Raw genomic sequence first — 22991 nt, 5'->3', positions numbered from 1 at the left:
GAACGCGGTGAGCCGCCTTTGCTGTCCCGAACCCCCCCACCGTGCAGTCTCACCTTGATTCGGAGAATCATGACGTCCGCTGTGCGTTCCGAGGACATGATCATCGGCATCACTCCGTTCGGCGAGCCCGACGCCGGGCTCGCCCTGGCGGTCGGCCGGTCCGGCGGTCTGGGAGTGCTGGACCTCGGACCCGGTGACCGAAGATCGCGCGAGGCCCTGGCACGGCTGCGGCACGCCTGTCCGGGCGGGTTCGGCGTCCGCGTCGACGCGCACTGCCGGCTCACCCCCGCCGACCTCGATCCGGACGGCCCCCACACCGTGATCCTGGCCGTCGGCGCGGCGGCCGGGAGCGCCTGGCCGGTCGACGTGCTCGCGCCGCGTGTGCGGGTGCTCGTCGAGGTCACCGACCTGGCGGGCGCACGGGACGCGGTCCGCGCCGGAGCGCACGGTCTGATCGCCCGCGGCGCCGAGTGCGGCGGCCGCGTCGGCGCCCTGAACTCCTTCGTCCTGCTCCAGCAGCTCCTCGCGGCGCCCGAGGTGACCGTGCCGGTGTGGGCGTGCGGCGGCATCGGCCCCCGGACAGCCGCCGCCGCGACGGCGGGCGGCGCGGCCGGGGTCGTCCTGGACGGCCAGCTCGCCCTGCTCGCCGAGTCGTCGCTGCCCGAGCAGGCCGCCGCCGCGCTGCGCACCCTGGACGGCTCGGAGACCGTCGTGCTGGCCGGTCACCGGGTCCTGCTGCGGCGCGGCCCGGACGCCCCGCGGCTCGCCGAGGACGCCGGACCGCGGGAGGCGGCGGCACTGCTCGGTGCGCGGGACCCGCGCACCCAGCTGCTCCCGGTGGGCCAGGACGGCTTCCTCGCCGCCCGGTTCGCCGAGCGGTGGGGCGACGCCCGGCGCACGGTCCGCGCGCTGCGGGAGGCGATGCTGGACGCCGTCCACGACGACTCGGCCGCGCGGGCGCTGCGGCCCGGCTCCCCGATGAGCCGGGCGCTCGGCACCCGGCTCCCCGTCGCACAGGGGCCGATGACCAGGGTGAGCGACGGCCCCGCGTTCGCCGCGGCGGTGGCGGCGGACGGGGCGCTGCCCTTCCTGGCCCTGGCGCTGGCGGACGGCGCACGGACCCGGACGATGCTGGCCGAGACGCGCGACGCGGTGGCCGGCCGGCCCTGGGGCGTGGGCGTCCTCGGCTTCGCGCCGGAGCACGTGCGCGCGGCCCAGCTGGAGGCCGTACGGGAGCTGCGGCCGACGCACGCGATCATCGCGGGCGGACGCCCGTCGCAGGCGCGGGCCCTGGAGCAGGACGGCGTCCGCACCTTTCTGCACGTGCCCTCGCCTGGGTTGCTCAGGCAGTTCCTGGAGGCCGGGACGCGCCGGTTCGTGTTCGAGGGCTCGGAGTGCGGCGGGCACGTCGGCCCGCGTGGCAGCTTCGCGCTCTGGGAGGCCCAACTCGCGGTGCTGGAAGACTACTTCGAGGGCCGTCCGGCGGACGGCGTCGAAGTGTTCTTCGCCGGCGGGGTGCACGACGAGCGGTCGGCGGCGATGGTCGCCGCGCTCGCCGCGCCGCTGACCGCGCGCGGTGCGGCCGTCGGCCTGCTGATGGGCACCGCCTACCTGTTCACCGACGAGGCCGTGTCCTGCGGGGCGATCCGGCCGCTGTTCCGGCGGCAGGTCATGGAGGCGGAGGCCACCACGCTGCTGGAGTCCGCGCCGGGGCATGCGACGCGGTGCGTGCCCAGCCCGTTCGCCGCGGACTTCCGCGACCAGGAGGCACGGCTGCGCGCCGAGGGCGTGCCCGACCGGCGGATCTGGGAGGAACTGGAGCGGCTCAACGTCGGCCGGCTGCGCCTGGCCAGCAAGGGCGTGACCCGTGACGGCGACGGCGCGCTCGTCCCCGTCGACGAACCGCGCCAGCTCGCCGAGGGGATGTTCATGGCGGGCGAGGTGGCCGTGCTGCGCTCGGCCGCCACGACGCTCGCCGCCCTGCACGAGTCGGTGACCACGGGCGCGGCCGGGTATCTCGCCCGCCGGGCGGCGCGGGCGGCCCCCGCCGAGGACACGCCCGCGCCCGCCGCGCCCGCTCCGCTCGACATCGCCGTCGTCGGCATGGCGTGCATGTTCCCCGGGGCCCCCGACCTGCCCGCGTTCTGGGCGAACGTCGTCGGCGGTGTGGACGCGGTGGGCGAGGTGCCCGCCGATCGCTGGGACCCGGCCGTCCACCACGGCGCGTCCACCCCCTCCAAGTGGGGCGGATTCCTCCCCCGCATCCCCTTCGACCCGCTGCGCTACGGCATCCCGCCGGCCTCCCTCGGCCACGTCGAACCGGTGCAGCTGCTGTCCCTGGAGGCCGCCCGGCGCTCCCTGGAGGACGCCGGATACGGCGACGGCGGGCGGGACTTCGACCGCTCCCGCACCTCTGTGGTGTTCGGCGCGGAGGCGGGCAGCGACCTGTCGAACGCGGCCACGCTGCGGGCGGTGCTGCCCTCGTACTACGGCCGCGTTCCCGAGGGCCTGGACGAGCAGCTCCCGCGGCTGACCGAGGACTCCTTCCCCGGCATGCTCGCCAACGTCATCTCGGGCCGCGTCGCCAACCGGCTCGACCTGGGCGGCGCCAACTACACCGTCGACGCGGCCTGCGCCTCCTCGCTGGCCGCCGTGGACGTCGCGTGCAAGGAACTGGCCGGCGGCACGTCCGACGTGGTCCTTTGCGGCGGCGCCGACCTGCACAACGGCATCAACGACTACGTCCTGTTCTCCTCGGTGCACGCCCTCTCCCCGACCGGCCGTTCCCGCGCCTTCGACGGCTCGGCGGACGGCATCGCGCTCGGCGAGGGCGTCGCCTGCCTGGTCCTGAAGCGGCTCGCGGACGCCGAACGGGACGGCGACCGCGTCTACGGGGTCATCAAGGGACTCGGCGCGTCCAGCGACGGCCGCTCCCTCGGACTGACCGCGCCCCGGCCCGAGGGCCAGCGCTCGGCCCTGGAACGCGCCTACCGCAACGCGGGCGTCTCCCCGGCCGACGTCGGGCTGGTCGAGGCGCACGGCACGGGCACCGTCGTCGGCGACCGCACCGAACTGCGCGTCCTCGGCGAGGTGTTCGCCGAGGCGGGGGCCAGACCGGGCGGCTGCGCGCTCGGCTCGGTGAAGTCGCAGATCGGGCACACCAAGTGCGCCGCCGGACTCGCCGGGCTCATCAAGACGCTGCTGGCCCTGCACACCGGCGTCCGGCCGCCCACCCTGCACGTCGAGTCGCCCAACCCGGCCTGGGACGCGGACACCAGCCCCTTCGCGTTCCACGCCGAGGCCCGCCCGTGGGCGGCGCCCGCGCCCGAACGGATCGCCGGGGTCAGCGCATTCGGCTTCGGCGGCACCAACTTCCATGTGGTGCTGGCCGCTCACGCGGGCGGTGTGCCGCCGGTGCGGGGGCTCGACGCGTGGCCGGGCGAGCTGTTCGTCTTCCGCGGGCGCGACGAGGCCTCGGTCCGCCGGTCGATGGAGGAGCTGCTGAAGGCCGCCCGGGCGCCGGGCCGGCCGTGGCGGCTTCGCGACCTCGCGCTGGGCGCGGCCCGGCGGTCGGACGCGAGCAGCGACCCGGCCCGGATCGCCCTCGTGGCGACGGACGTCGACGACCTGGTGGACAAGCTGCTCCGGGCCACCGCGGATCCCTCGGCTCCCGGCGAGCAGGCGGGCCCCGGCGGGCGCGCCGCGACGGACGGCGTCCATCGCGCCCGGCCCGCCGCCACGGACGGGAACAGGGACGGGGACGGGGTCGACGTCCCGCACGACGCCAAGGTCGCCTTCCTCTTCCCCGGCCAGGGCAGCCAGCGCACCGGCATGCTCGCCGACCTGTTCGTCGCCTTCCCCGAGCTGCGCCCCTACCTGGAGCTGGGCCGCGCCCACGTGGACGCCCTGTATCCGCCGGCCGCGTTCGACGACGTCTCGCGCGAGAGGCAGAAGGCCGCGCTGACCGACACCCGCGTGGCTCAGCCCGCGCTCGGCGTCGCCGGGCTCGCCGCGCACGCCGTGCTCACCGCGGCCGGCGTGCAGCCGGACATGGCCGCCGGGCACAGCTACGGCGAGCTGGTGGCCCTGTGCGCGGCGGGCGCGCTCACCCCCGAGACACTGCTGGAACTCAGCGCGGAGCGAGCGGCGGCGATCCTGCGGGCGGCGGAGTCCGCCGGGGCCGCGAACGGCGACCAAAGCGGCGGGGCCGACCCCGGGACCATGGCGGCGGTGTCGGCCGGCGCCGAGGAGGTGACCCGGGCGCTCCGTGCGCCGGGCGCGCCGGACGGCGTCGTCGTCGCCAACCGCAACGCGCCCGGCCAGACGGTGATCTCGGGCCCCACGGACGCCGTCGCCGAGGCCGTCCGGCTGCTGCGCGCGGCGGGGCACGCGGCCAAGCGCATCCCCGTCGCGTGCGCGTTCCACAGCCCGATGGTGGCCGCCGCGGGCGACGCGTTCGCCGAGGCGCTCGCGGCCCGCCCGGTGCACGCGCCCGAGTTCCCGGTGTGGTCCAACCGCACGGCCGCCCCCTACCCGGCCGACGGCGACGCCGTGCGCGCCGGGCTCGCCGCCCAGATCGGCGCCCCGGTCGCCTTCGTGGAGCAGATCGAGGCCATGTACGAGGCGGGGGCGCGCGTCTTCGTCGAGGCCGGTCCGGGCTCGGTGCTGACCGGGCTGACCGGCCGGATCCTCGGCGACCGGCCGCACACCGCGGTGGCCTGCGAGCCCCGGCCCGGCAGCGGACTGCGCGGCTGGCTCGACGCGCTGGCGCGGCTCGCCGTCGCGGGCCTGCCGGTGCGCGCCGGATGGCTGCTGCGCGGCCGTGACGCGGTGGACGCGCTGCGCGCACCGGAGCCGAAACGCCCCGGCTGGACGGTCGACGGCCAGCTGGTGCGCACCGCCGACGGCGCCCTCCTCCCCGGTGCGCTCGCGCCGGCCCGACGCGTCGAGGCCCCCACCGGCCCCACCGGCCTCACCTACCCCGCCGAGAGGACAGCGACGACTGTGACGACGAACCCCCCGCACGGCGTCCCCTCCGACCGGGACGCGCTCGTCTCCGAGTTCCTGCGCACCAGCCGCGAGATGATCGCCGCCCAGCGCGACGTGCTGATGACCTACCTGGGCGCGGACCCCGCCGCACGGCTCGCCCCGCCCGCCGCTCCGGCTTCTGCCCCGGTCCCGGCTCCGCAGGTGATCCCGGCTGTCGGTGAACTCGCGTCGTCGGGACCGCAGTCGGCAGCCGCGGCCCCGGCCGTGGTCGTCGGGGAGCCGGCCGCGGTGGAGCCCGCCGGGGAGAGTGCGGGGGCGGTCGACGTGCAGCGGCTCGTGCTGGAGATCATCAGCGAGCGCACCGGCTACCCCGTCGACATGATCGAGCCCGACCTCGATCTGGAGGCGGACCTCAGCATCGACTCCATCAAGCGGGCCGAGATCGCGGGCGAACTGGCCCGGCGTCTGGGCGCGGGGGCCGACGTCGCGGCCCTGGACGACGACGCGCTGGAGGAGCTGGCCAAGGCGCGGACCGCCGCCGCGGTGACCGCCTGGCTGACCGCCCGGCTGGGCGACCCGGCCGCGGACACGGCGGTGGACGCCGCCGAGGAACCGGACGCGGAGCCCGCGGCGGGTCCCGGGCCGGAGCACGAACCGGATCTCAGGCCGGAGCACGGGCCGGACGCCGTCACCGGGGAGGCTCCCGGACGGCGGCTCCTGCGCCCGGTCCTGCTCGACGAGCGGCCCGACGCCGCCGCCGCCCCGGCGGCCGCACTCGCCGGCACGCGCTGGACCGTCCTCGGCGACGCCCCCGAGACCGTCGCCCGGCTGGCGTCCCACGGCGCCGACGTCGTCGTACGCGCCCACGACCACGTCCTGACGGAGGCGGACGGGCCGCTGGACGGCGTGCTGTGGCTCGGGGCACTCGCGGACGCCGACGACTCCCCCGTGCTGCCCGACATGTTCCCCGTGCTGAAGGCCGCCCTCGCGCACGGACCGCGCGTGCTGCTGGCCCTCCGCCGCGCCGACGACGAGAGCCCCGACCCCCGCACCGCGGGGCTGCGCGGACTGTTCCGGACAGTGGCGCGGGAGTATCCGCAGACCCTGGCCCGGCTCGTCGAACTCGCCGACGACTCCCCGCCGGCCGTCGCGGACGCCGTCGTCGCCGAGGCCGTCGCGCCGGACCGGACGCCCGTCGTACTGCGGACGGCGGCCGGGAGGCACGGGTTCGCACTGGTGGCGGCGCCGCTCGGCACGCTCGGCGCCACGGGCGCGGGACCGGCCGGGGAGGGCGCCGCGGAGGCGGCCGCACTCGGCCTGGACCGGGACTCGGTGGTGCTGCTCGCGGGCGGGGCGCGCGGCATCACCGCGCAGTTCGCCGCCGCGCTCGCCCGCGCCGCCCGCTGCCGGCTGGAACTGCTCGGCCGCACCCCCGCCCCCGACGGCCCGGAGGCCGCGGACACCGCGTCCGCCCGCACCCCCGCGGCCCTGCGGGCGGCGCTCGCCGCACGCGGCGGTCTGCGGCCGGCCGAGATCAACCGGGCCGCCGAACTGCTGCTGGCCCAGCGGGAGATCGCGGCCACCCTCGCCGAACTCACCGCCCTGGGCAGCCGGGCCCGCTACCGCTCGGTCGACTTCCGCGAACCGGAGGCGGTGCTCCAGGCGGTCAAGGAGATCCACGCCGAGCACGGCCGGCTCGACGGCGTGGTGCACGCGGCCGGCGTGATCGAGGACCGGCTCCTCGCGGAGAAGAGCCCCGAGTCCTTCCGCCGTGTGTACGGCACCAAGGCGACCGGCGCCCGCGCCCTGCTCACCGCGCTGGAGGAGCTGCCCGCGGCGCCCGCGTTCACCGTGCTGTTCGGGTCGATATCGGCCGTGCTGGGCAACCGCGGCCAGGTCGACTACGCGGCCGCCAACGACGCGCTGGAGACCCTCGGAGCGGCCTTCGCCGCCCGCACCGGCCGGCGTGCGGTGACCGTGCACTGGGGACCCTGGGCGCCTTCGGCCGGGCACGCGGGCATGGTCGGGGCGGAACTGGCCCGCGAGTACGCACGGCGCGGCATCCGGCTGATCGACCCCGAGGAGGGGACGGCCGCGCTGCTGCGGGAGCTCGCCTGGGGCGAGGAGTCCGCGACCGCCGTCGTCTACACCGCCTCGGGCTGGTGACCGGCCGGGTGGGAGCGCCCGGGAGGGGCGACGACGGCACGGCTGTGACGACGCGTCAGGTGCCGGTCGCCATCGTCGGGATGTCCGTGCTGCTGCCGGGTGCCCCCGACCTGGACGCCTACTGGCGCAACCTGCGCGACGGCGTGGACGCGATCGCCGAGGCGCCCGAGGGGCGCTGGGACGCCGGGTTCTACCGGCCGGGCACGGCCTCCGCCCCGGCCGTCGCGGACCGGGTCTACGCCCGCCGGGGCGGATTCGTGGACGGGCTCGCGCAGGTGGAGGTCACCCGGTTCGGGATCATGCCGAACTCGGTCGCCGGGACCGAGCCCGACCAGCTGATCGCGCTGCACGTGGCCTCGGCCGCCCTCGACGACGCCGGCGGCACGGACCGCCTCCCCGACCGGGGGCGGGTCGGCGTGATCCTCGGCCGGGGCGGCTATCTCACGCCCGGCCTGGTCAGGCTCGACCAGCGGGTGCGCACCGCCGGCCAACTGGTGCGCACCCTGGGCGAGTTGCTGCCCGACCTGACGGACGGCCAACTCGACCTGGTACGTGCCGCTTTCACCGAGCGGCTCGGCCCGGACAGCCCCGAGTCGGCGATCGGCCTGGTGCCCAACCTCGCCGCCTCCCGGGTCGCCAACCGGCTCGACCTGCGCGGACCCGCCTACACGGTGGACGCCGCCTGCGCCTCGTCGCTGATCGCCGTGGACCAGGCGGTGGGCGAACTCGCCTCCGGGCGCTGCGACATGATGCTCGCAGGGGGCGTCCACCACTGCCACGACATCACCCTGTGGAGCGTCTTCTCCCAGCTGCGCGCCCTCTCCCCCAGCCAGCGCATCCGCCCCTTCCACCGGGACGCCGACGGCATCCTCATCGGCGAGGGAACGGGTGTCGTCGTCCTCAAGAGGCTGGCCGACGCCGAGCGGGCCGGCGACCGGATCTACGCCGTGATCCGGGGCACCGGCGTGGCCGGCGACGGCCGGGCGGCCGGACTCATGAACCCCGATCCGGCCGGCCAGGCGCAGGCGGTGCGGCAGGCCTGGCGGGCGGCCGGACTCGACCCCGCCGCACCCGGCTCGATCGGCCTGCTGGAGGCGCACGGCACCGCGACCCCGGCCGGTGACGGCGCCGAACTCACCACGCTGGCCGACGTGTTCGGCCCCGGTGACGCGGACGCCGTGCTGGGGTCGGTGAAGTCGATGATCGGGCACGCGATGCCGGCCGCAGGGGTCGCCGGGCTGGTCAAGGCCGCGCTCGCCGTCCACCACCGCACGCTCCTGCCCACCCTGCACTGCGACGACCCGCACCCCGCCCTGGCCCGCACCCGGTTCCGCACCCTGGAGAAGGCGGCCGACTGGGAGACCAGCGGGCTCCGGCCCGTGCGCCGGGCCGCCGTCAACGCGTTCGGGTTCGGCGGGATCAACGCGCACGTCGTACTGGAGGAGGCGCCGGGCGCCCGCGCGACACGTACGGACGTGCAGGCCCACCCGGCCCTTCGGGTCGCCGAGCCCGAACGGGTGCTGCTGCTGGCCGCCGGCTCACCGGCCCGCCTGGCCGCCCTCCTCGACGGCGACGACGCCGCCGTACGGGCCGCCGGACTCGACGCGGACCGGCCGCACCCGCAGGCGGGGCCCGCCCGGCTCGGCGTCGTCGACCCGACCGCCAAACGGCTCGCCCTGGCCCGTCGCGCGGTGACCCGCGAGCGGCCCTGGCACGGCCGAAGCGACGTCTGGTTCCGGCCCGGCCCCCTGCTGGGCGCCGGGCACGGCGGGCCGGCGTTCCTCTTTCCCGGCCTGGAGGGCGACTTCACCCCGCGGATCGACGACGTGGCCGCCCACTTCGGCCTGCCCGCCGTCACACTCGACGCGGGCCGGACGGGCGACGTGGGCCGGCACGGGTTCGGCGTCGTCGCCGTCGGCCGCCTCCTCGACGCGGCGCTGCGCCGCGCCGGGATCGTGCCGGGCGCGGTCGCCGGGCACAGCGTCGGCGAGTGGACGGCGATGACCGCGGCCGGGCTGTACTCGGGGGACGAGGTCGACGCGTTCATGAGCGCCTTCGACCCGGACTCGGTGGCGGTGCCCGGCCTCGCCTTCGGGGCGATCGGGGCGTCGGCCGAGAGCGTCCTGGCCGCCCTGCGCGACGAGGGCGGGGACCGGGCGGGCCTGGTCCTGTCCCACGACAACGCGCCCGGCCAGTCGATGGTGTGCGGTCCGCAGGCCGCGGTGGAGGAGTTCGTGCGGGCGCGGCGCGCCCAGGGCGTCCTCAGCCAGGTGCTGCCGTTCCGGTCGGGCTTCCACACCCCGATGCTGCGCCCCCATCTGGCGCCCATCGAGGAGGCCGCCCGCCGGTTCCGGCTGCATCCGCCGCACACCCCGCTCTGGTCGGGCACGACCGCCGCGCCGTTCCCCGCCGACGAGGCGGGCGTGCGGGCCCTGTTCGTGCGGCACCTGCTGGAGCCGGTGCGGTTCCGGCAGCTGACCGAGGCCCTGCACACCGCGGGCCACCGGGTGTTCGTGCAGGTCGGGCCGGGTCAGCTCGGTTCCCTCGTGGGGGACACGCTGGGCGCTCGCGACCATCTGGTGGTCGCCGCGAACTCGCCCCACCGCGGCGGACTCGCGCAGTTGCGCCGGGTGGCCACCGCGCTGTGGACGGCGGGCGCGGCGGTGTCGCCGTCCCTGCGCCGCGCCGGTACGGCGGCCGGGGGCCGGCGCCCGCCGGTGCGGCTGGACCTGGGCGGCGCCCTGGTGTCCCTGGCCCCCGGACGGCTCGCCGGACTGCGGGCCGAACTGCGCGGGGGGCTGCACGGCGGACCGCGCGGCGAGTCCCACCGGGATCCGGGTGCGTCCGCCCCCGCGCCGGGTCCGGGCGGCCCGTCGCCGCTGGACGCGCTCGCGGGCGGCTCCCCGATGGCCGCCGAACTGAGCGCCCTGCTGCGCGAGACCGCGGACACGGCCGCCGCCCTGATGTCCGCACGGACGGCCGGGACGGCGGGGACGGCGGCGTCCGCCGCCTCCGCGGCGTGGGGGCCGCGGCGCACGACCGTCCGCGTCTCCCCCGACACGATGCCGTACCTGCTGGACCACTGCTTCTTCCCCCAGCGGCCCGGCTGGCCCGAGACGGCCGACCGCTGGCCCGTCGTCCCGGCGACGACGATCGTGCAGCACATCGTGGACGCGGCCCTGGAGACGGCCCCCGGCACGGTGGCGGCCGCCGTGCACGGCGCGCGCTTCGAGGAGTGGCTCACCGCCACCCCGGCCGTCGACGTGCCCGTCACCGTGACGCCCGAGGAGCCGGGCCGCCTCGCCGTCTCCTTCGGTCCGCGCGCCCGCGCCACCGTGGAACTCGCCGCCGCCCATCCCGCGCCGCCGCCCGCCCTCTGGCCGGTCGACCCGCGCGACGAGCGCACCCCCGACCACACCGCCGCCCAGCTCTACGCCGAACGCTGGATGTTCCACGGACCGGCGTTCCAGGGGGTCGCCGAGCTGACCGCGATCGGCGAACGCCATGTGCGCGGACGTCTGCGCACCCCGGCCGCTCCGGGCGCCCTGCTGGACAACGTCGGCCAGATCCTCGGCTACTGGATCATGGCGACCCGGGCCGAGCGGACCGTGGTGTTCCCGGTGGGGATGCGCGAGATGCGCTTCTACGGGCCGCATCCGGCGCCGGGCACGGAGGTGGACTGCCTGGTGCGGATCGCCTCGCTCACCGACACGCTCCTGGAGGCCGACGTCCAGCTGACGGCCGGGGGGACGGTGTGGGCGGAGCTGTACGGCTGGCAGGACCGCCGCTTCGACAACGACCCGCAGACCCGGCCCGTCGAGCGGTTCCCGGAGCGCCACACCCTGTCCGAGGCCCGGCCGGGCGGCTGGATGCTGCTGCACGAGCGGTGGCCGGACCTGGCGTCCCGCGAGCTGATCATGCGCAACTCCCTGGGCGGCGCGGAGCGCGCCGAGTACGCCCGGCACGCTCCGCGCGGCCGCCGGCAGTGGCTGCTGGGCCGGATCGCCGCCAAGGACGCGGTGCGCCGGTGGCTGTGGGACCAGGGCGAGGGCCCGGTGTTCCCGGCGGAGCTGCGGGTGCACAACGACGACGCGGGCCGCCCGTACGTCACCGGGGTGCACGGCCGGCTCCTGCCCCCGCTGGACGTCTCGCTGGCCCACTGCGCGGAGGCGGCCGTGGCGATCGTGCGGCCGCACCGGCCCGGCCCCGGACCGGGGATCGACGTCGAGGAGGTCGTCGAGCGCGCCCCGCAGGCCATGGCGGCCGCCCTCGGCGCCGGCGAACTGCGGCTGCTGCGCCGCCTTTCGGAGCAGACGGGCGACGGCGAGGCCCTGTGGTTCACCCGGTTCTGGGCGGCGAAGGAGGCCGTCGCCAAGTCCGAGGGCTCCGGATTCGGCGGCCGGCCGCGGGACTTCGCCGTGCTCGACGCGACACCGGCCGGCGACCGGCTGACCGTCGCGGGCCGCCTCGCACGCGCCTGCACGGTGCACTGCGCTCCGGCCGCCAACCCGCCCCGGCTGCCGGAGCGCGCCTACGCCGTGGCATGGACGACGGGACAACCGACCGCTGAGGAGTACGACGCCCGATGACAACCCCCGCCCCCCGCACCCCCGTCACCCCCGACGAGGCGTCCGTCCTCGCCGACCTCACCGCCATGCTGGCGCGGCTCCTGGAGGACGAGTACGGCCTCGACGACGTCGAGATCGGCATGGCGACGACCTTCAACCGCGACCTGGAGCTGGAGAGCATCGACCTGGTCACCCTTGCCGGACTGCTCCAGGAGCGCTACGGCGAGCGCGTCAACTTCGCCGAGTTCCTGGCGGACATGGAGTTCGACGAGATCATCGAGCTGACCGTCGGACGGCTGGTCGAGTACGTCGTGACCAGCCTGAAGGCCACGGAGGCGAGCTGAGCCATGGCGATGGTCGACACCGGCGCCGTCCGGTTGCACGTCCAGCGGATCGGCCCCCGGGCGGGCCGGCCGGCCACCGCCACCGTGGTGCTGGTGCACGGTCTGCTCACCGACAGCCTGGCGAGCTACTACTTCACCGTCGCGCCGGCGTTCGCCGCCGCCGGGCTCGACGTCGTCATGTACGACCTGCGCGGGCACGGACGCAGCGAACGCCCGGCGCGGGGGTACACGCTGGACGACAACATCGACGACCTGGAGGCCCTGCTGGACCGGCTGGCGGTGACCGGCCGCGTGCATCTGGTCGGCAACTCCTACGGCGGCACGATCGCGTTCGGTTTCGCGGCCCGGCGGCCGGAGCGGGCGGCGAGCGTCAGCCTCATCGAGTCGGAACCGGCCACCGCGGCCTGGGCCGTGAAACTCGGCGGCATCCTGGACCGGATCGTCACCCAGCTCGCCCACAACGAGCCCGACGCGATCCGCTGGATCTCCGCCCACCGCGGGCACAACACCGCCCGGCTGGCCAAGGGCGCGGCCCGGCTGGCCCGGGACACCAGCCTCGGCCGGGACATCCCCGCGAGCCGGGTGCTGACACGGGAGCAGATCGCGGCGGTGCGCTGCCCGGTGCTCGGGGTGTACGGCGGCGACTCCGACCTCGCCGCCCTGGCGCCCGAGCTGGAGGCGGCGCTGCCCGACTGCCGGACCGTGGTGATCCCGGGCCACGAGCATTCGGTCCTGGTGGAGGCGTCCGGGACGGTCGGCGGGCACGTCCTCGCACTCGTCGAGGAGGCCGGGCGCCCGTCCGGGCGGGTGGCGGCGGAGGCGACCGGATGAGCCGCTTCCTGTTCGTGGTGCCGCCGTTGACGGGACACATCAACCCGGCCGTCGGCGTCGCCGCCGAACTCGCCGCGCGCGGCCACCGGGTGGCGTGGGCCTGCCCCGATCCGGCGCTGGTAGCCCGGCTGGCGGGCCCGGCGGCCGGAGAGGTCATGGCCTGCGCCGGAGCGCCGCGGGGCGAGCGGCCGGCCGAACTGCGCGGGCCGGAGGCGCTGAAGTTCCTGTGGGAGTGGTACCTGCTGCCGCTGGCCGAGGCGATGGCCCCGGGGGTCCGGGCCGCGGTGGAGGCGTTCCGGCCGGACGTCGTCGTCGCCGACCAGCAGGCCTTCGCCGGCGCGCTGGTCGCCGAGCGGCTGGGCCTGCCGTGGGCGACCTCGGCGACCACGTCGGCGGAGTTCACCGACCCGCTCGCCGGACTGCCCAAGGTGGCCGCGTGGCTGCGGGAGCGGCTGGCCACGCTGCGCGAGTCGGTCGGCGATCCGGCCGCGCGCACCGACCCGCGTTTCTCCCCACACCTCGTCCTCGCCTTCAGCACCCCGGAGCTGGCGGGCGGCGCGCGTGACGGGGTCTGCTGGGTGGGGCCGTCGATCACGTCCCGGCCGGCCGCGGCGGGCTTCCCCTGGGAGTGGCTCGACCCCGGCCGCGGCACCGTCCTGGTCACCCTGGGCACCGCGAACGCCGACGTCGGCGGCCGGTTCCTCGACGTGTGCCGCACCGCCTCGCGGGAACGGGCCGACCGGGTGCAGACGGTGATCGTCGACCCCGGCGGCACTCTGGCGTCGCCCGGCGGGGCACAGGGCGGGACACAGGGCGACAAGGACGTGCTGATCGTCCCGTCCGTGCCGCAGCTCGCCCTGCTGGAGCGGGGGGTCGACGCGCTGGTGTGCCACGGCGGGCACAACAGCGTGTGCGAGGCCCTGTGGCATGCGACACCGCTGGTGGTTGCCCCCATCCGGGACGACCAGCCGGTCGTGGCCGGGCAGGTCGTGGCCGCGGGGGCCGGGGTGCGGGTGCGGTTCGGCCGGGTCGCGCCCCGGCAGCTCGGCACGGCGCTCGACGCCGTCCTCGACGACCCCGCGCACCGCGCCGCGGCCGGCAGGATCGGCACGGCCTTCCGCGCCGCGGGCGGCGCCCCGGCCGCCGCGGCCCGACTCGACGAACTGGCCAGGGAGTCCCGATGAGCGACAAGAGCGAGCGCACCGCGCGGATCGCCGCACTGCGGCCCGCCTACCAGGCGGACCTCGCCGCCGGGCCGGAACGCTTCTTCGAGCCCCGCCGCACCGACTGCCCCTGGTGCGGCTCACCGGAGCTGGCCACCCGGCTGCGCACCACCGACCTGCTCCAGCACAAACCGGGCCGGTTCGTCCTCGACCGCTGCGGGGACTGCGGGCACACCTTCCAGAACCCGCGGCTGAACGAACAAGGCCTGGAGTTCTACTACCGGGACTTCTACGACGGGCTGGGCGAGAAGAAGCTCGGCGACACCTTCGGGGGCCGCACGGCGATGTACCGGGGGCGGGCGGAGTCGATGCTGCCGCACGACCCCGCGCCGAAGACATGGCTGGACGTCGGCACCGGGCACGGCCACTTCTGCGCGGCCGCGCGCGAGGTGCTGCCCCACACCGCCTTCGACGGGCTCGACTTCACCGACGGGGTCGAACTCGCCGAGCGGGAGGGCCGCGTGGAGCGCGGCTACCGGGGCGACTTCCCCGGCCTCGCGCCCGAACTCGCGGGCCGCTACGACGTGGTGAGCATGTTCCACTACCTGGAGCACAGCACCGACCCCGACCGCGAGCTGCGCGCCGCGCACACGGCGGTACGGCCCGGCGGGCACCTGCTCATCGAGGTGCCCGACCCCGAGAGCCGTTACGCGCGCCTGCTGGGCCGCTGGTGGCTGCCCTGGCTGCAACCGCAGCATCTGCACTTCGTGCCGGTGGCCAACCTGCGCGCACGGCTGCGGGAGCTGGGCTTCACGGTGGTGGCCGAGCAGCACGCCGAGCCGCACGACCCGGTGGACCTGCTGGCCGCCGTCTGGCTGGCGCTGGACCACGCGGCCCCGCGCGACGACGCGCCCTGGCTGCCCGCCCCGCCGAGCGCGGCACGGCGCGCGCTGCGCGCGGCGCTGCTGCTCGCGGGCGTCCCGGCGCTGGTGGCGGGCACCCTGCTCGACCGGTTCGCGGTACGGCCGCTGTCCCGGCGGCTGGGGGTGTCGAACGCGTACCGGCTCGTGGCCCGGCGCGAGTGAGGGGCGGGTGCGGGCCACCTGCGGGCGACGGACTGCCGTCCTCGGGGCGTCCGGACCACACACGGTGTCCACTCCGCCGGGGCGGGGCCGGTCGTTAGGGTCGCCGCATGACTCACAGCTTCGCTCTGCACGTCCCCGACGCCGACCTCGAACCCGAGCCGCTCGACCCGGGGCAGATCGTCTCCGGCGCCCCCGAGGTCAGCGGGAAGGTGGTGTGGGAGTCCGAGGACGGGCGGCGGCTCCGGGGGATCTGGCAGATCACTCCCGGCGTGGTCACCGACACCGAGGCGGACGAGTTGTTCGTCGTGATCAGCGGGTCGGCGACGGTCGAGGTCGAGGGCGGGCCCGTGCTGACGGTGGGCCCCGGTGACATGGCCGTGCTGCGCGAGGGCGACCGCACGACGTGGACGGTCCACGAGACGCTGCGCAAGGTCTACGCGATCAACCGGTGAGCGGCGCGGCCGCCGGGGCCGTCGTCCCGCGGATCTCCAGCTGCGGGGCGGCCAGTCGGACCCGCCCCGCGCCCGCGCCCCCCTCGATCCGGTCGAGGAGACAGCGGGCCGCGCGCCGTCCCACCTCGTGACCGGCGTTGTCCACGGTGGTCAGCCACAGGTGGCGCAGCCGCGACGTGCTCGTGTTGTCGTAGCCGACGACGGAGAGGTCGCCGGGCACGCTCAGGCCCAGGTCCCCGGCCGCCGACAGCGCGCCCACGCAGGCGATGTCGTTGACGGCGAACACGGCGGTCGGCCGGTCCGCGCGGGCCAGCAGCCGCACGGCGGCGCGGTGCCCGCCCTCCTCGGTCATGTCGCTGGGCTCGACGGCCGCCTCCGCCCCGTGGGCCCGCATGACCGCCTCGAAACTGCGCCGGCGCAGCTCGCCGACCGCGCCGTAGCCCGCGATGTGGGCGATCCGGCGGTGGCCGAGCGCGAGAAGGTGCTCGGTGGCCAGCCGCGCGCCCTGTTCGTCGTCCCCGGCGACGACGTCGACGCCCGGCGGGACGGGTTCGCGGGCGCCCGCGACGACGACCGGGATCCGGGCGGCGACCGCGTCCAGCGCCGCCGGGTCGGGCAGGGTGCCGACGACCACCAGCCCGTCGGCCCCCAGGTCCAGGAAGGAGCCGGCCGGGTCCTGGCCGACGCGGCGGTTCAGGCGGGCGTCGGCGAGCAGCATGTGCAGGCCGCTCGCGTGGAGCAGGGAGTTGAGGCCGTCCACGAGGTCGACGTACCAGGGGTTGCGCAGGTCGTGCAGGAGGACGCCGACCAGGGGCGTCCCCGTCCGGGCGCCGGGACGCGGACGGGCGGAGGGGAGGTCGCGGCTCTCGGCCACGGTGCGGACTTCGGCGGGGGCGCGTGTCTCGCTGAGGGCGCGCGCCGCCGCGTTGGGACGGTAGCCGAGTTCCCGCACGGCGCGCAGCACGGCCTCCCGCTTCTCCGCGCGCACCTGCCCGGAGCCGCGCAGCACGAGGGAGACCAGTGACTTGGACACGCCCGCGCGTTCGGCGACGTCACGGATGGTCGGTGGTCTCATGACATGGACCGTTCCATGTGGTTGACCGGTTGTCAAACGGGGTTACGGCCCTTGACACCCTGCTCGGAGCGGCTTCAGGGTAGGGATGTCAGGACATGGAAATAGCATGGACAGAATGTGGACCGGTCTAATATGCCGCTCCGGGCTGAGAGGAGCCGTCATGGTGGACGCGCTCGGTGTCGCCGTCGTCGGGTTCGGCTGGATGGGCCGGGTGCACACCCAGGCCTATGCCCGGGTCCGGCACCACTACCCGGAGCTGACCCTGCGTCCGGAGCTGGTCGTCGTCGCCGAGGAGGTGCCCGGCCGGGCCGAGGAGGCGGCCGAACGGTTCGGCTTCACCGCCACCACCCGCAACTGGCGGGAGGTGGCCGCCGATCCGCGCGTGGGAGCCGTCAGCATCACCGCGCCGAACTTCCTGCACCGTGAGATCGGCGTCGCGATGGCCGGGGCAGGCAAGCACATCTGGATCGAGAAGCCCGTGGGCCTCACGGTCGAAGACGCCCGCGCGGTGGCCGACGCGGTCGCCGCGGCGGGCGTGCAGGGCGCGGTCGGCTTCAACTACCGCAACGCCCCGGCCGTCGAGGCGGCCCGCGACCTGATCGCGTCCGGCGAGCTTGGCGCGATCACCCATGTCCGCGTCCGGCTCCTCAGCGACTACGCGGCCCATCCGGACGGCGCTCTGACCTGGCGGTACGAACGCGAGCGGGGCGGCAGCGGGGTGCTGGGCGACCTGGCCTCGCACGGCGCGGACCTGGCCCGCTTCCTGCTCGGCGAGATCACCGCGCTGACGGCCGACACGGCGGTGTTCGTGCCCGAGCGGGCCCGCCCCACGGGCGCGACGGCGGGCCACGCCCGGGCCTTCGGCGGCGCGCTCGGCCCGGTCGAGAACGAGGACTACGTCAGCTGCCTGCTGCGCTTCGCGTCCGGCGCGCGGGGCGTGCTGGAGGCGTGCCGGGTCTCCGTCGGCGAGCAGAACAACTACGGCTTCGAGGTGCACGGCACGAAGGGCGCGGTGTTCTGGGACTTCCGGCGGATGAACGAGCTGGGCGTCAGCCGCGGCACGTCCTACCAGGACCAGCCCGTCAGCACGGTGTACGTCGGCCCGGGCGACGGCGAGTTCGGGGCGTTCCAGCCGGGTGCCGCGAACGCCATGGGCTACGACGACCTCAAGGTCGTCGAGGCGTACCGGTTCCTGCGCTCGGTCGCCGAGGGCGTCCCGCACGGGACGACGCTCGCCGACGCCGTGCACAGCGCGCGCGTGCTGGACGCGATGACGCGGTCCGCGCACAGCGGCGGCTGGGCGGACGTGCACCCCGGGGGGTGGTGTCCGTAGCACCACCCCCGATCCGGTCCCCAGGCCCAGGGACGGCGGACCCCGCGGAACGGCACGCTTCAGGGGCCGGCGAGCACACGGACGCCGGCGCCGGAACCGCCACACCGAGACCTCGGGGGAATTCCATGACCGAAGCACTCGCCCGCCGCACGACCGGCCTCGCGGCCCTCGTCGCCGCGATCGCCCTGATCGTGGAGGTGCCGCTCTACTTCGTCTACTCCGGCCCGCCGCCGGACGCGAACGTCCTGTCCCGGCTGCTGCTGGGGATCGTCGCGCTGGCCGGCCTGGTCGTGTTCTTGACCGCGTTCCGCGAACTCGTCGCCCGGGCCGCCCCGGAACACGGGTGGCTCGGCTCGATGGTCCTCTCCACCGGCCTGGTCCACGCCACCGTCACCCTGGTCTCGATGGGGCTGGAGGCCGGCGCGGTCATCGCCGTGGACCACCCGATCGACCCGACCATCGACGTCAGCGGCACCTACATCCTGTACGGGACGATCTCCCGCCTCATGACGGGCCTGTGGCTGGCGGCGTTCGGCCACGCGGTCGCCCGCAGCGGAGTGCTGCCCCGCTGGACCGGCCGCTGCGCCTACGTCCTGGCGGCCGTCAGCCTGCTGTTCGTGCCGTCGCTGTTCTTCGGCAACGACCCGGCGTTCTTCTACGCGGCGAACGGCTGGGCCACGACGGCGATGATGGGGGCGCTCCTCAGCTACTGGCTGCTGGCCGTGGGCGTCGCGGCGGTCCGCCGCTCGGCCCGGGTCGCCGCCCCGCCGGCCGCCTCGCCCGCGCTGCACCACTGAGGAGCCGAGCCCCGCCCGTCCACCCGGCGCCGGGACCGGACGCCGTACCGAGAGCCCCCGCCGCGGGGGGCGGCCGCGTCAGCCGGCCGCCGCCCGCGGCGGCATGTTGTACGGGGTGACCACCTGGATCGCGGACGGCAGCCGGGGGCCGGCCGGGGGCAGCGCGCCGTGCGCCCGCATCACGGTGTGGCAGGCCTCGCGCACGTCGTGCCGCAGGTCGTGGTGGAGGACGGCGGACAGCCGGTGCTCGCGCAGCAGCCCGGTGTTGTCCTGGTCGAGGTCGTGGGCCACGAACACGTCGCACGCGCGGCCGAGGTCGGCGAAGGCCCGCAGGGTGGCGATGTTGCCGCCGCCGATCGAGTACACGGCGCGGATCGCCGGATCGCGTTCCAGCGCGGCCCGCACCAGGTCGTACTGGGTGGCGTCCAGGCCCTGTCCCCCGGCGATCTCGACGAGCGCGCGCCGCGGATGGCGGGCCCGCATCAGGCTGCGGAACCCCATCTCGCGCTCCTCCTCGTTGCGGAAGGAGCCGCTGCTCAGGCTGGTGAGCACGTTCCCTGGGCGGTCGCCGAGCCACTGGCCCATGAGGTAGGCGGCGGTGGCCCCGGCGGCCCGGTCGTCGATGCCGACATAGGCGAGGCGGGCGCTCGCGGGCAGGTCCGTGACCAGGGTGACGACCGGGATGCCGGCGGCCACCAGCCGGCCCACGGCGGCCGTGACCTCGGGGACGTCCGGCGCCTTGAGGATGACGCCCTGCGAGCCCCGCCGGGCCGTCCGGTCCAGGATCTCCACCAGCTCCCGCACCGGCCCGGTCTCGCGGAAGTGGAAGCGGGAGCGCAGCACCGCCGGGTGCAGCGACGGCAGCTCCGCCTCCAGCGCGGACCGGACGGCCGTGGTGAACCGTTCCGGCGCCTGCATCACGATGTCGACCATGAAGGTGCGGCCGACCAGTCTGACCTGGGTGCGCTGCCGGTCGAGGTCCGCGATGGCCCGGCGCACCTCCTGCGCGGTGGAGTCCCGCACCCCGCCCCTGCCGTTGAGGACCCGGTCCACCGTCGCCTCGCTGAGTCCGGCCTGACGTGCGATCTCCCGCAGCGGGAAGGGGTGGCCCACGGAAGGCTCCTGGAAGGTCGGCTTGAGGGGTTTTTGACGGCCGCGTGCTGGTTGTTCGACGGGTTTGTACTGACAAGAATGACAGCACCGAGCCGCCGCTGTCACCGAGCCGTCATCGAAGGGACGACGATGTCCTTCACCTCCACCCGCGACCGTGCCTGGCCGGCCGGCCGGCACTGCGACGTCGACGACCTGCGCGCCCTCGTCGAGCGCGGCACCGACCTCGCGGACTACCCGCACGCCGCCTCCGTCGAGGGCGGCGTCCTCGTCTACGACAGCGAGCGGCTGCGGGCGGCGGACGCCGGAACGGTCCGGGCCCTCCGCGCCGAGCTGGTGCGCGCCTTCTCCGACGGCCCCGGCGTGGTGCTCTTCCGGGGCGCCTTCGACCCGGCGGTCGTCGACCGCGCCACCGCCGTCTTCGAGGCGCTGATCGCCGAGCAGCGCGCCTCGGGTGCGGCCGCCGGCGACCACTTCGCCGCGCCCGGCGCCAACGACCGGGTCTGGAACGCCCTGGAGAAGACCGCCCTGTACGACCCGGAGACGTTCGCGGACTACTACGCCAACGACGTCCTCGCGCTCGCCTCGCGGGCCTGGCTGGGCCCGGGCTACCAGGTGACCGCGCAGGTCAACGTGGTCAACCCCGGCGGTGCGGCCCAGCGCGCCCACCGCGACTACCACCTGGGGTTCCTCTCCGAGGAGACGGCCGCCGCCTATCCGGCGCACGTCCACCGGCTCTCCCCCGTGCTCACGCTCCAGGGCGCGGTCGCGCACTGCGACATGCCGGTGGAGACCGGCCCCACCCTGTACCTGCCGTACTCGCAGACCTACGAGCCGGGCTATCTGGCCTGGCGGCTGCCGGAGTTCCAGGCCTACTTCGCCGCCCAGCGCGTGCAGATCCCGCTGGCCAAGGGCGACGCCGTCTTCTTCAACCCGGCCGTGCTGCACGCGGCGGGCCGCAACCGCACCACCGACGTGCGCCGCACGGCCAACCTGCTCCAGGTCTCCTCCGCCTTCGGGCGGGCGATGGAGACGGTGGACCGGGAGGCGGTGGCGGGCGCGGTCTTCCCCGTACTGCTGCGACGCCGGGCGCAGGGCGCGGACGAGGACTGGCTGGAGCGGGTCGTCGCCGCGAGCGCGGAGGGCTACCCCTTCCCCACCAACCTCGACGCCGACCCGCCCCTCGACGGTCTCGCACCGCCCTCGCAGGCCGACCTCGTGCGCCGCGCGCTGCACGAGGAGTGGACTCCGCGCACCCTGCGGGACGCGCTGCGGACGGCCGCCCGGCGCCGCACCAGCTGAGGGAAGGGGCGGGCATGGGACTTCCCCACGACGACGTCCGCGCCGGCCACGGCAGCCGACGCGGCGGCCCGGTGCGGCCGGGCCATTGTCGCCGGCGCGCGGTCCCGGAGGTCCCGGGCCGGCCGGGCCGTCACCACCGGCCCCACGCCTGCGCTCCCGCGCCCCCACGTTCCTCCCTTCCGCCCGTCCCCCTCCGGCCGGTCCTTCTCCGGCCCGCCGCTCTGACGCCCGTCCCCCTCCCGTAAGACCCTCAAGGAGCTGCACGTCCCATGCGCATCGGAATCCTCGGCCTCGGCCGCATCGGCGCCTTCCACGCCGAGACCCTCTTCGGACTCGACGCCGTCGAGTCGCTCGTCGTGGCCGACCCGTACGCGGAGGCCGCCAAGACCGCCGCCGAACGGTTCGGCGCCGACGTCGCGGACTCCCCCGAGGCCGTGCTGGCCGCCGGGGTGGACGGCGTCGTCATCGCGGCGGCGACCGACGCCCATCCGGGGCTGATCCTCTCCGCCGTCGAGGCGGGCGTCCCCGTCTTCTGCGAGAAGCCCGTCGCCAGGACGATGACCGAGGGCGTCGCGGTGCTCGACGCCGTGCGGGGCAGCGCCGTGCCCATCCAGATCGGCTACAACCGCCGCTTCGACGCCGGCTTCGCCGCCGCGCGTGCGGCCGTGCGGGCGGGCGAGCTGGGCACGCTGCACACCGTCCGCTCGACGACCCTGGACCCGGCCCCGCCGCCGGCCGCCTACGTCGCCGCGTCCGGCGGCATCTTCCGGGACTGCTCCGTGCACGACTTCGACATCATCCGCTGGGTGACGGGCCGCGAGGTGACGGAGGTGTACGCCGTCGGCGGCAACCGGGGCGCGGACTACATCCGGGAGGCGGGCGACGCCGACACCACCGGGGCGGTCCTCACCCTCGACGACGGCACGATCGCCGTGGTCTCCAACTCCCGCCACAACGCCAGGGGTTACGACGTCCGCATGGAGCTGCACGGCTTCACCGACTCCATCGCGGTCGGTCTGGAGGACAAGCTGCCGCTGCGCTCGGTGGAGCCCGGCGTCACCTTCCCCGCCGGTGTCCCGCACGACTTCTTCATGGACCGCTTCACCGCCGCCTACCGCGCCGAACTGACCGCGTTCACCGAAGTCGTGGCGGGCTCCCGGCCCTCGCCCTGCACGATCGAGGACGCCCTGGAGGCGGGCTGGATCGCGGAGGCGTGCACGCTGTCCCTGCACGAGCACCGGCCGGTGACGATCGACGAGGTGCGGTCCGCCTGAGCCGACGGACCCGCCCGGCGGGGGCGGCCGGGGAGAAGTGCTTCCCCGGCCGCCCCCGCCGTCTCACAGGCCGTACCGGACCGCGAACTCGTCCGGGTCGTAGGCGTCGCGCGCCGGGTCTCTCGGCGTCGCCGGGCGCTCCTCCACCATGTCCTGCGGGCGCACCCGCTCGGGCAGCGCGCCGAACCGGGCCCGACGGCCCTCCACCGCGGCGCCGTCCGCCCCTGCGCCATCCTCCACAACGCTTTTCTCGGCAGCGCCCTCCGGCGGCACGCCGTCCTCCGCGACACGACCCTCCACCGCGGCGGCTTCCCGCTCCTGCTTGCGCATCTCACCCTCCCCGTGCACGGACCGACTCGCCCCGGACCGTCGGACACCCCGCACCCGCGGACGTCCGACACCCCGCACCCCTTCCAACGTCCCGCTCTCGCCGTGTGTTCCGCCGCAGGCCGGGAATCCGGGCGAAGGACGCCATGAGCGCGGCACCCACGGGGTGCCGCGC

The 22991-nt window shown here is 76.1% G+C and carries 14 protein-coding genes; 11 read left to right on the top strand and 3 right to left on the bottom strand.

From position 1 onward, the window contains the following. Positions 1-69 precede the first annotated feature (69 nt). From ACGFSH_RS29155 to ACGFSH_RS29125, 7 genes are all read left to right on the top strand, one after another. Positions 70-7155 carry an SDR family oxidoreductase gene (locus ACGFSH_RS29155; RefSeq protein WP_393353674.1) on the top strand — a complete coding sequence of 2362 codons (7086 nt, stop codon included), beginning with the start codon at positions 70-72 and terminating at the stop codon, positions 7153-7155. 80 nt (positions 7156-7235) lie between these two features. After that, positions 7236-11744 (top strand): beta-ketoacyl synthase N-terminal-like domain-containing protein, encoded by a 4509-nt coding sequence (locus ACGFSH_RS29150; protein ID WP_393353898.1) that lies wholly within the window; start codon positions 7236-7238, stop codon positions 11742-11744. Next, positions 11741-12067: an acyl carrier protein gene (locus tag ACGFSH_RS29145; RefSeq protein WP_329415574.1), complete on the top strand. Its 327-nt coding sequence runs from the start codon at positions 11741-11743 to the stop codon at positions 12065-12067. Before ACGFSH_RS29150 ends, ACGFSH_RS29145 begins: the two co-directional genes overlap by 4 nt. Before the next feature lie 3 nt (positions 12068-12070). Next, a complete protein-coding gene (locus ACGFSH_RS29140) occupies positions 12071-12898 on the top strand; it encodes an alpha/beta fold hydrolase (RefSeq protein ID WP_393353673.1) in 828 nt (275 codons plus the stop codon). Further along, positions 12895-14082, top strand: coding sequence for a glycosyltransferase (locus ACGFSH_RS29135; RefSeq protein WP_393353672.1), 1188 nt, complete (start codon positions 12895-12897; stop codon positions 14080-14082). The genes ACGFSH_RS29140 and ACGFSH_RS29135 overlap by 4 nt, the downstream gene beginning before the upstream one ends. Then, complete coding sequence (locus ACGFSH_RS29130; RefSeq protein ID WP_393353670.1) at positions 14079-15146, top strand: class I SAM-dependent methyltransferase; 1068 nt, start codon at positions 14079-14081, stop codon at positions 15144-15146. Before ACGFSH_RS29135 ends, ACGFSH_RS29130 begins: the two co-directional genes overlap by 4 nt. A gap of 107 nt (positions 15147-15253) precedes the next feature. Further along, entirely contained in the window at positions 15254-15598 is a 345-nt protein-coding gene (locus ACGFSH_RS29125) for a cupin domain-containing protein (protein WP_393353668.1), read from the top strand. On the opposite strand, the gene ACGFSH_RS29120 is transcribed toward ACGFSH_RS29125, so the two are convergent. Continuing rightward, positions 15588-16673, bottom strand: a complete 1086-nt coding sequence (locus ACGFSH_RS29120) for a LacI family DNA-binding transcriptional regulator (RefSeq protein WP_393353666.1) — start codon at positions 16671-16673, stop codon at positions 15588-15590. The genes ACGFSH_RS29125 and ACGFSH_RS29120 overlap by 11 nt on opposite strands. 160 nt (positions 16674-16833) lie before the next feature. Here ACGFSH_RS29120 and ACGFSH_RS29115 point away from each other — a divergent pair, with 160 nt between their 5' ends. Further along, positions 16834-18006, top strand: a complete 1173-nt coding sequence (locus ACGFSH_RS29115) for a Gfo/Idh/MocA family protein (RefSeq protein ID WP_393353664.1) — start codon at positions 16834-16836, stop codon at positions 18004-18006. Between the two features lie 125 nt (positions 18007-18131). After that, on the top strand, positions 18132-18803 hold the full coding sequence (locus tag ACGFSH_RS29110; protein WP_393353662.1) for a hypothetical protein: 672 nt from the start codon (positions 18132-18134) through the stop codon (positions 18801-18803). 78 nt (positions 18804-18881) lie between these two features. On the opposite strand, the gene ACGFSH_RS29105 is transcribed toward ACGFSH_RS29110, so the two are convergent. Then, positions 18882-19916 (bottom strand): LacI family DNA-binding transcriptional regulator, encoded by a 1035-nt coding sequence (locus ACGFSH_RS29105; protein ID WP_393353660.1) that lies wholly within the window; start codon positions 19914-19916, stop codon positions 18882-18884. 129 nt (positions 19917-20045) lie between these two features. Here ACGFSH_RS29105 and ACGFSH_RS29100 point away from each other — a divergent pair, with 129 nt between their 5' ends. Continuing rightward, positions 20046-21215 carry a phytanoyl-CoA dioxygenase family protein gene (locus tag ACGFSH_RS29100; protein ID WP_393353897.1) on the top strand — a complete coding sequence of 390 codons (1170 nt, stop codon included), beginning with the start codon at positions 20046-20048 and terminating at the stop codon, positions 21213-21215. A gap of 269 nt (positions 21216-21484) precedes the next feature. After that, positions 21485-22489, top strand: a complete 1005-nt coding sequence (locus tag ACGFSH_RS29095) for a Gfo/Idh/MocA family oxidoreductase (RefSeq protein ID WP_393353658.1) — start codon at positions 21485-21487, stop codon at positions 22487-22489. A gap of 63 nt (positions 22490-22552) precedes the next feature. Here the strand turns inward: ACGFSH_RS29095 and ACGFSH_RS29090 are convergent, their stop codons facing one another. Further along, the gene (locus ACGFSH_RS29090) at positions 22553-22819 is read right to left on the bottom strand and encodes a hypothetical protein (protein WP_393353907.1); all 267 of its coding nucleotides are present in this window, start codon (positions 22817-22819) and stop codon (positions 22553-22555) included. Positions 22820-22991: the final 172 nt, after the last annotated feature.

The sequence above is a fragment of the Streptomyces sp. NPDC048481 genome, from assembly GCF_043200075.1.
Lineage (GTDB): Bacteria > Actinomycetota > Actinomycetes > Streptomycetales > Streptomycetaceae > Streptomyces.
This window is presented reverse-complemented; position numbering and strand designations above follow the sequence as displayed.

What these genes read in the sequence shown, in the direction of transcription:
- ACGFSH_RS29120 (WP_393353666.1), bottom strand. Translation starts at nt 16,673, where the DNA reads ATGAGACCACCGACCATCCGTGACGTCGCCGAACGCGCGGGCGTGTCC.
- ACGFSH_RS29130 (WP_393353670.1), top strand. Translation starts at nt 14,079, where the DNA reads ATGAGCGACAAGAGCGAGCGCACCGCGCGGATCGCCGCACTGCGGCCC.
- ACGFSH_RS29110 (WP_393353662.1), top strand. Translation starts at nt 18,132, where the DNA reads ATGACCGAAGCACTCGCCCGCCGCACGACCGGCCTCGCGGCCCTCGTC.
- ACGFSH_RS29155 (WP_393353674.1), top strand. Translation starts at nt 70, where the DNA reads ATGACGTCCGCTGTGCGTTCCGAGGACATGATCATCGGCATCACTCCG.
- ACGFSH_RS29145 (WP_329415574.1), top strand. Translation starts at nt 11,741, where the DNA reads ATGACAACCCCCGCCCCCCGCACCCCCGTCACCCCCGACGAGGCGTCC.
- ACGFSH_RS29150 (WP_393353898.1), top strand. Translation starts at nt 7,236, where the DNA reads ATGTCCGTGCTGCTGCCGGGTGCCCCCGACCTGGACGCCTACTGGCGC.
- ACGFSH_RS29100 (WP_393353897.1), top strand. Translation starts at nt 20,046, where the DNA reads ATGTCCTTCACCTCCACCCGCGACCGTGCCTGGCCGGCCGGCCGGCAC.
- ACGFSH_RS29095 (WP_393353658.1), top strand. Translation starts at nt 21,485, where the DNA reads ATGCGCATCGGAATCCTCGGCCTCGGCCGCATCGGCGCCTTCCACGCC.
- ACGFSH_RS29090 (WP_393353907.1), bottom strand. Translation starts at nt 22,819, where the DNA reads ATGCGCAAGCAGGAGCGGGAAGCCGCCGCGGTGGAGGGTCGTGTCGCG.
- ACGFSH_RS29135 (WP_393353672.1), top strand. Translation starts at nt 12,895, where the DNA reads ATGAGCCGCTTCCTGTTCGTGGTGCCGCCGTTGACGGGACACATCAAC.
- ACGFSH_RS29115 (WP_393353664.1), top strand. Translation starts at nt 16,834, where the DNA reads ATGGTGGACGCGCTCGGTGTCGCCGTCGTCGGGTTCGGCTGGATGGGC.
- ACGFSH_RS29140 (WP_393353673.1), top strand. Translation starts at nt 12,071, where the DNA reads ATGGCGATGGTCGACACCGGCGCCGTCCGGTTGCACGTCCAGCGGATC.
- ACGFSH_RS29125 (WP_393353668.1), top strand. Translation starts at nt 15,254, where the DNA reads ATGACTCACAGCTTCGCTCTGCACGTCCCCGACGCCGACCTCGAACCC.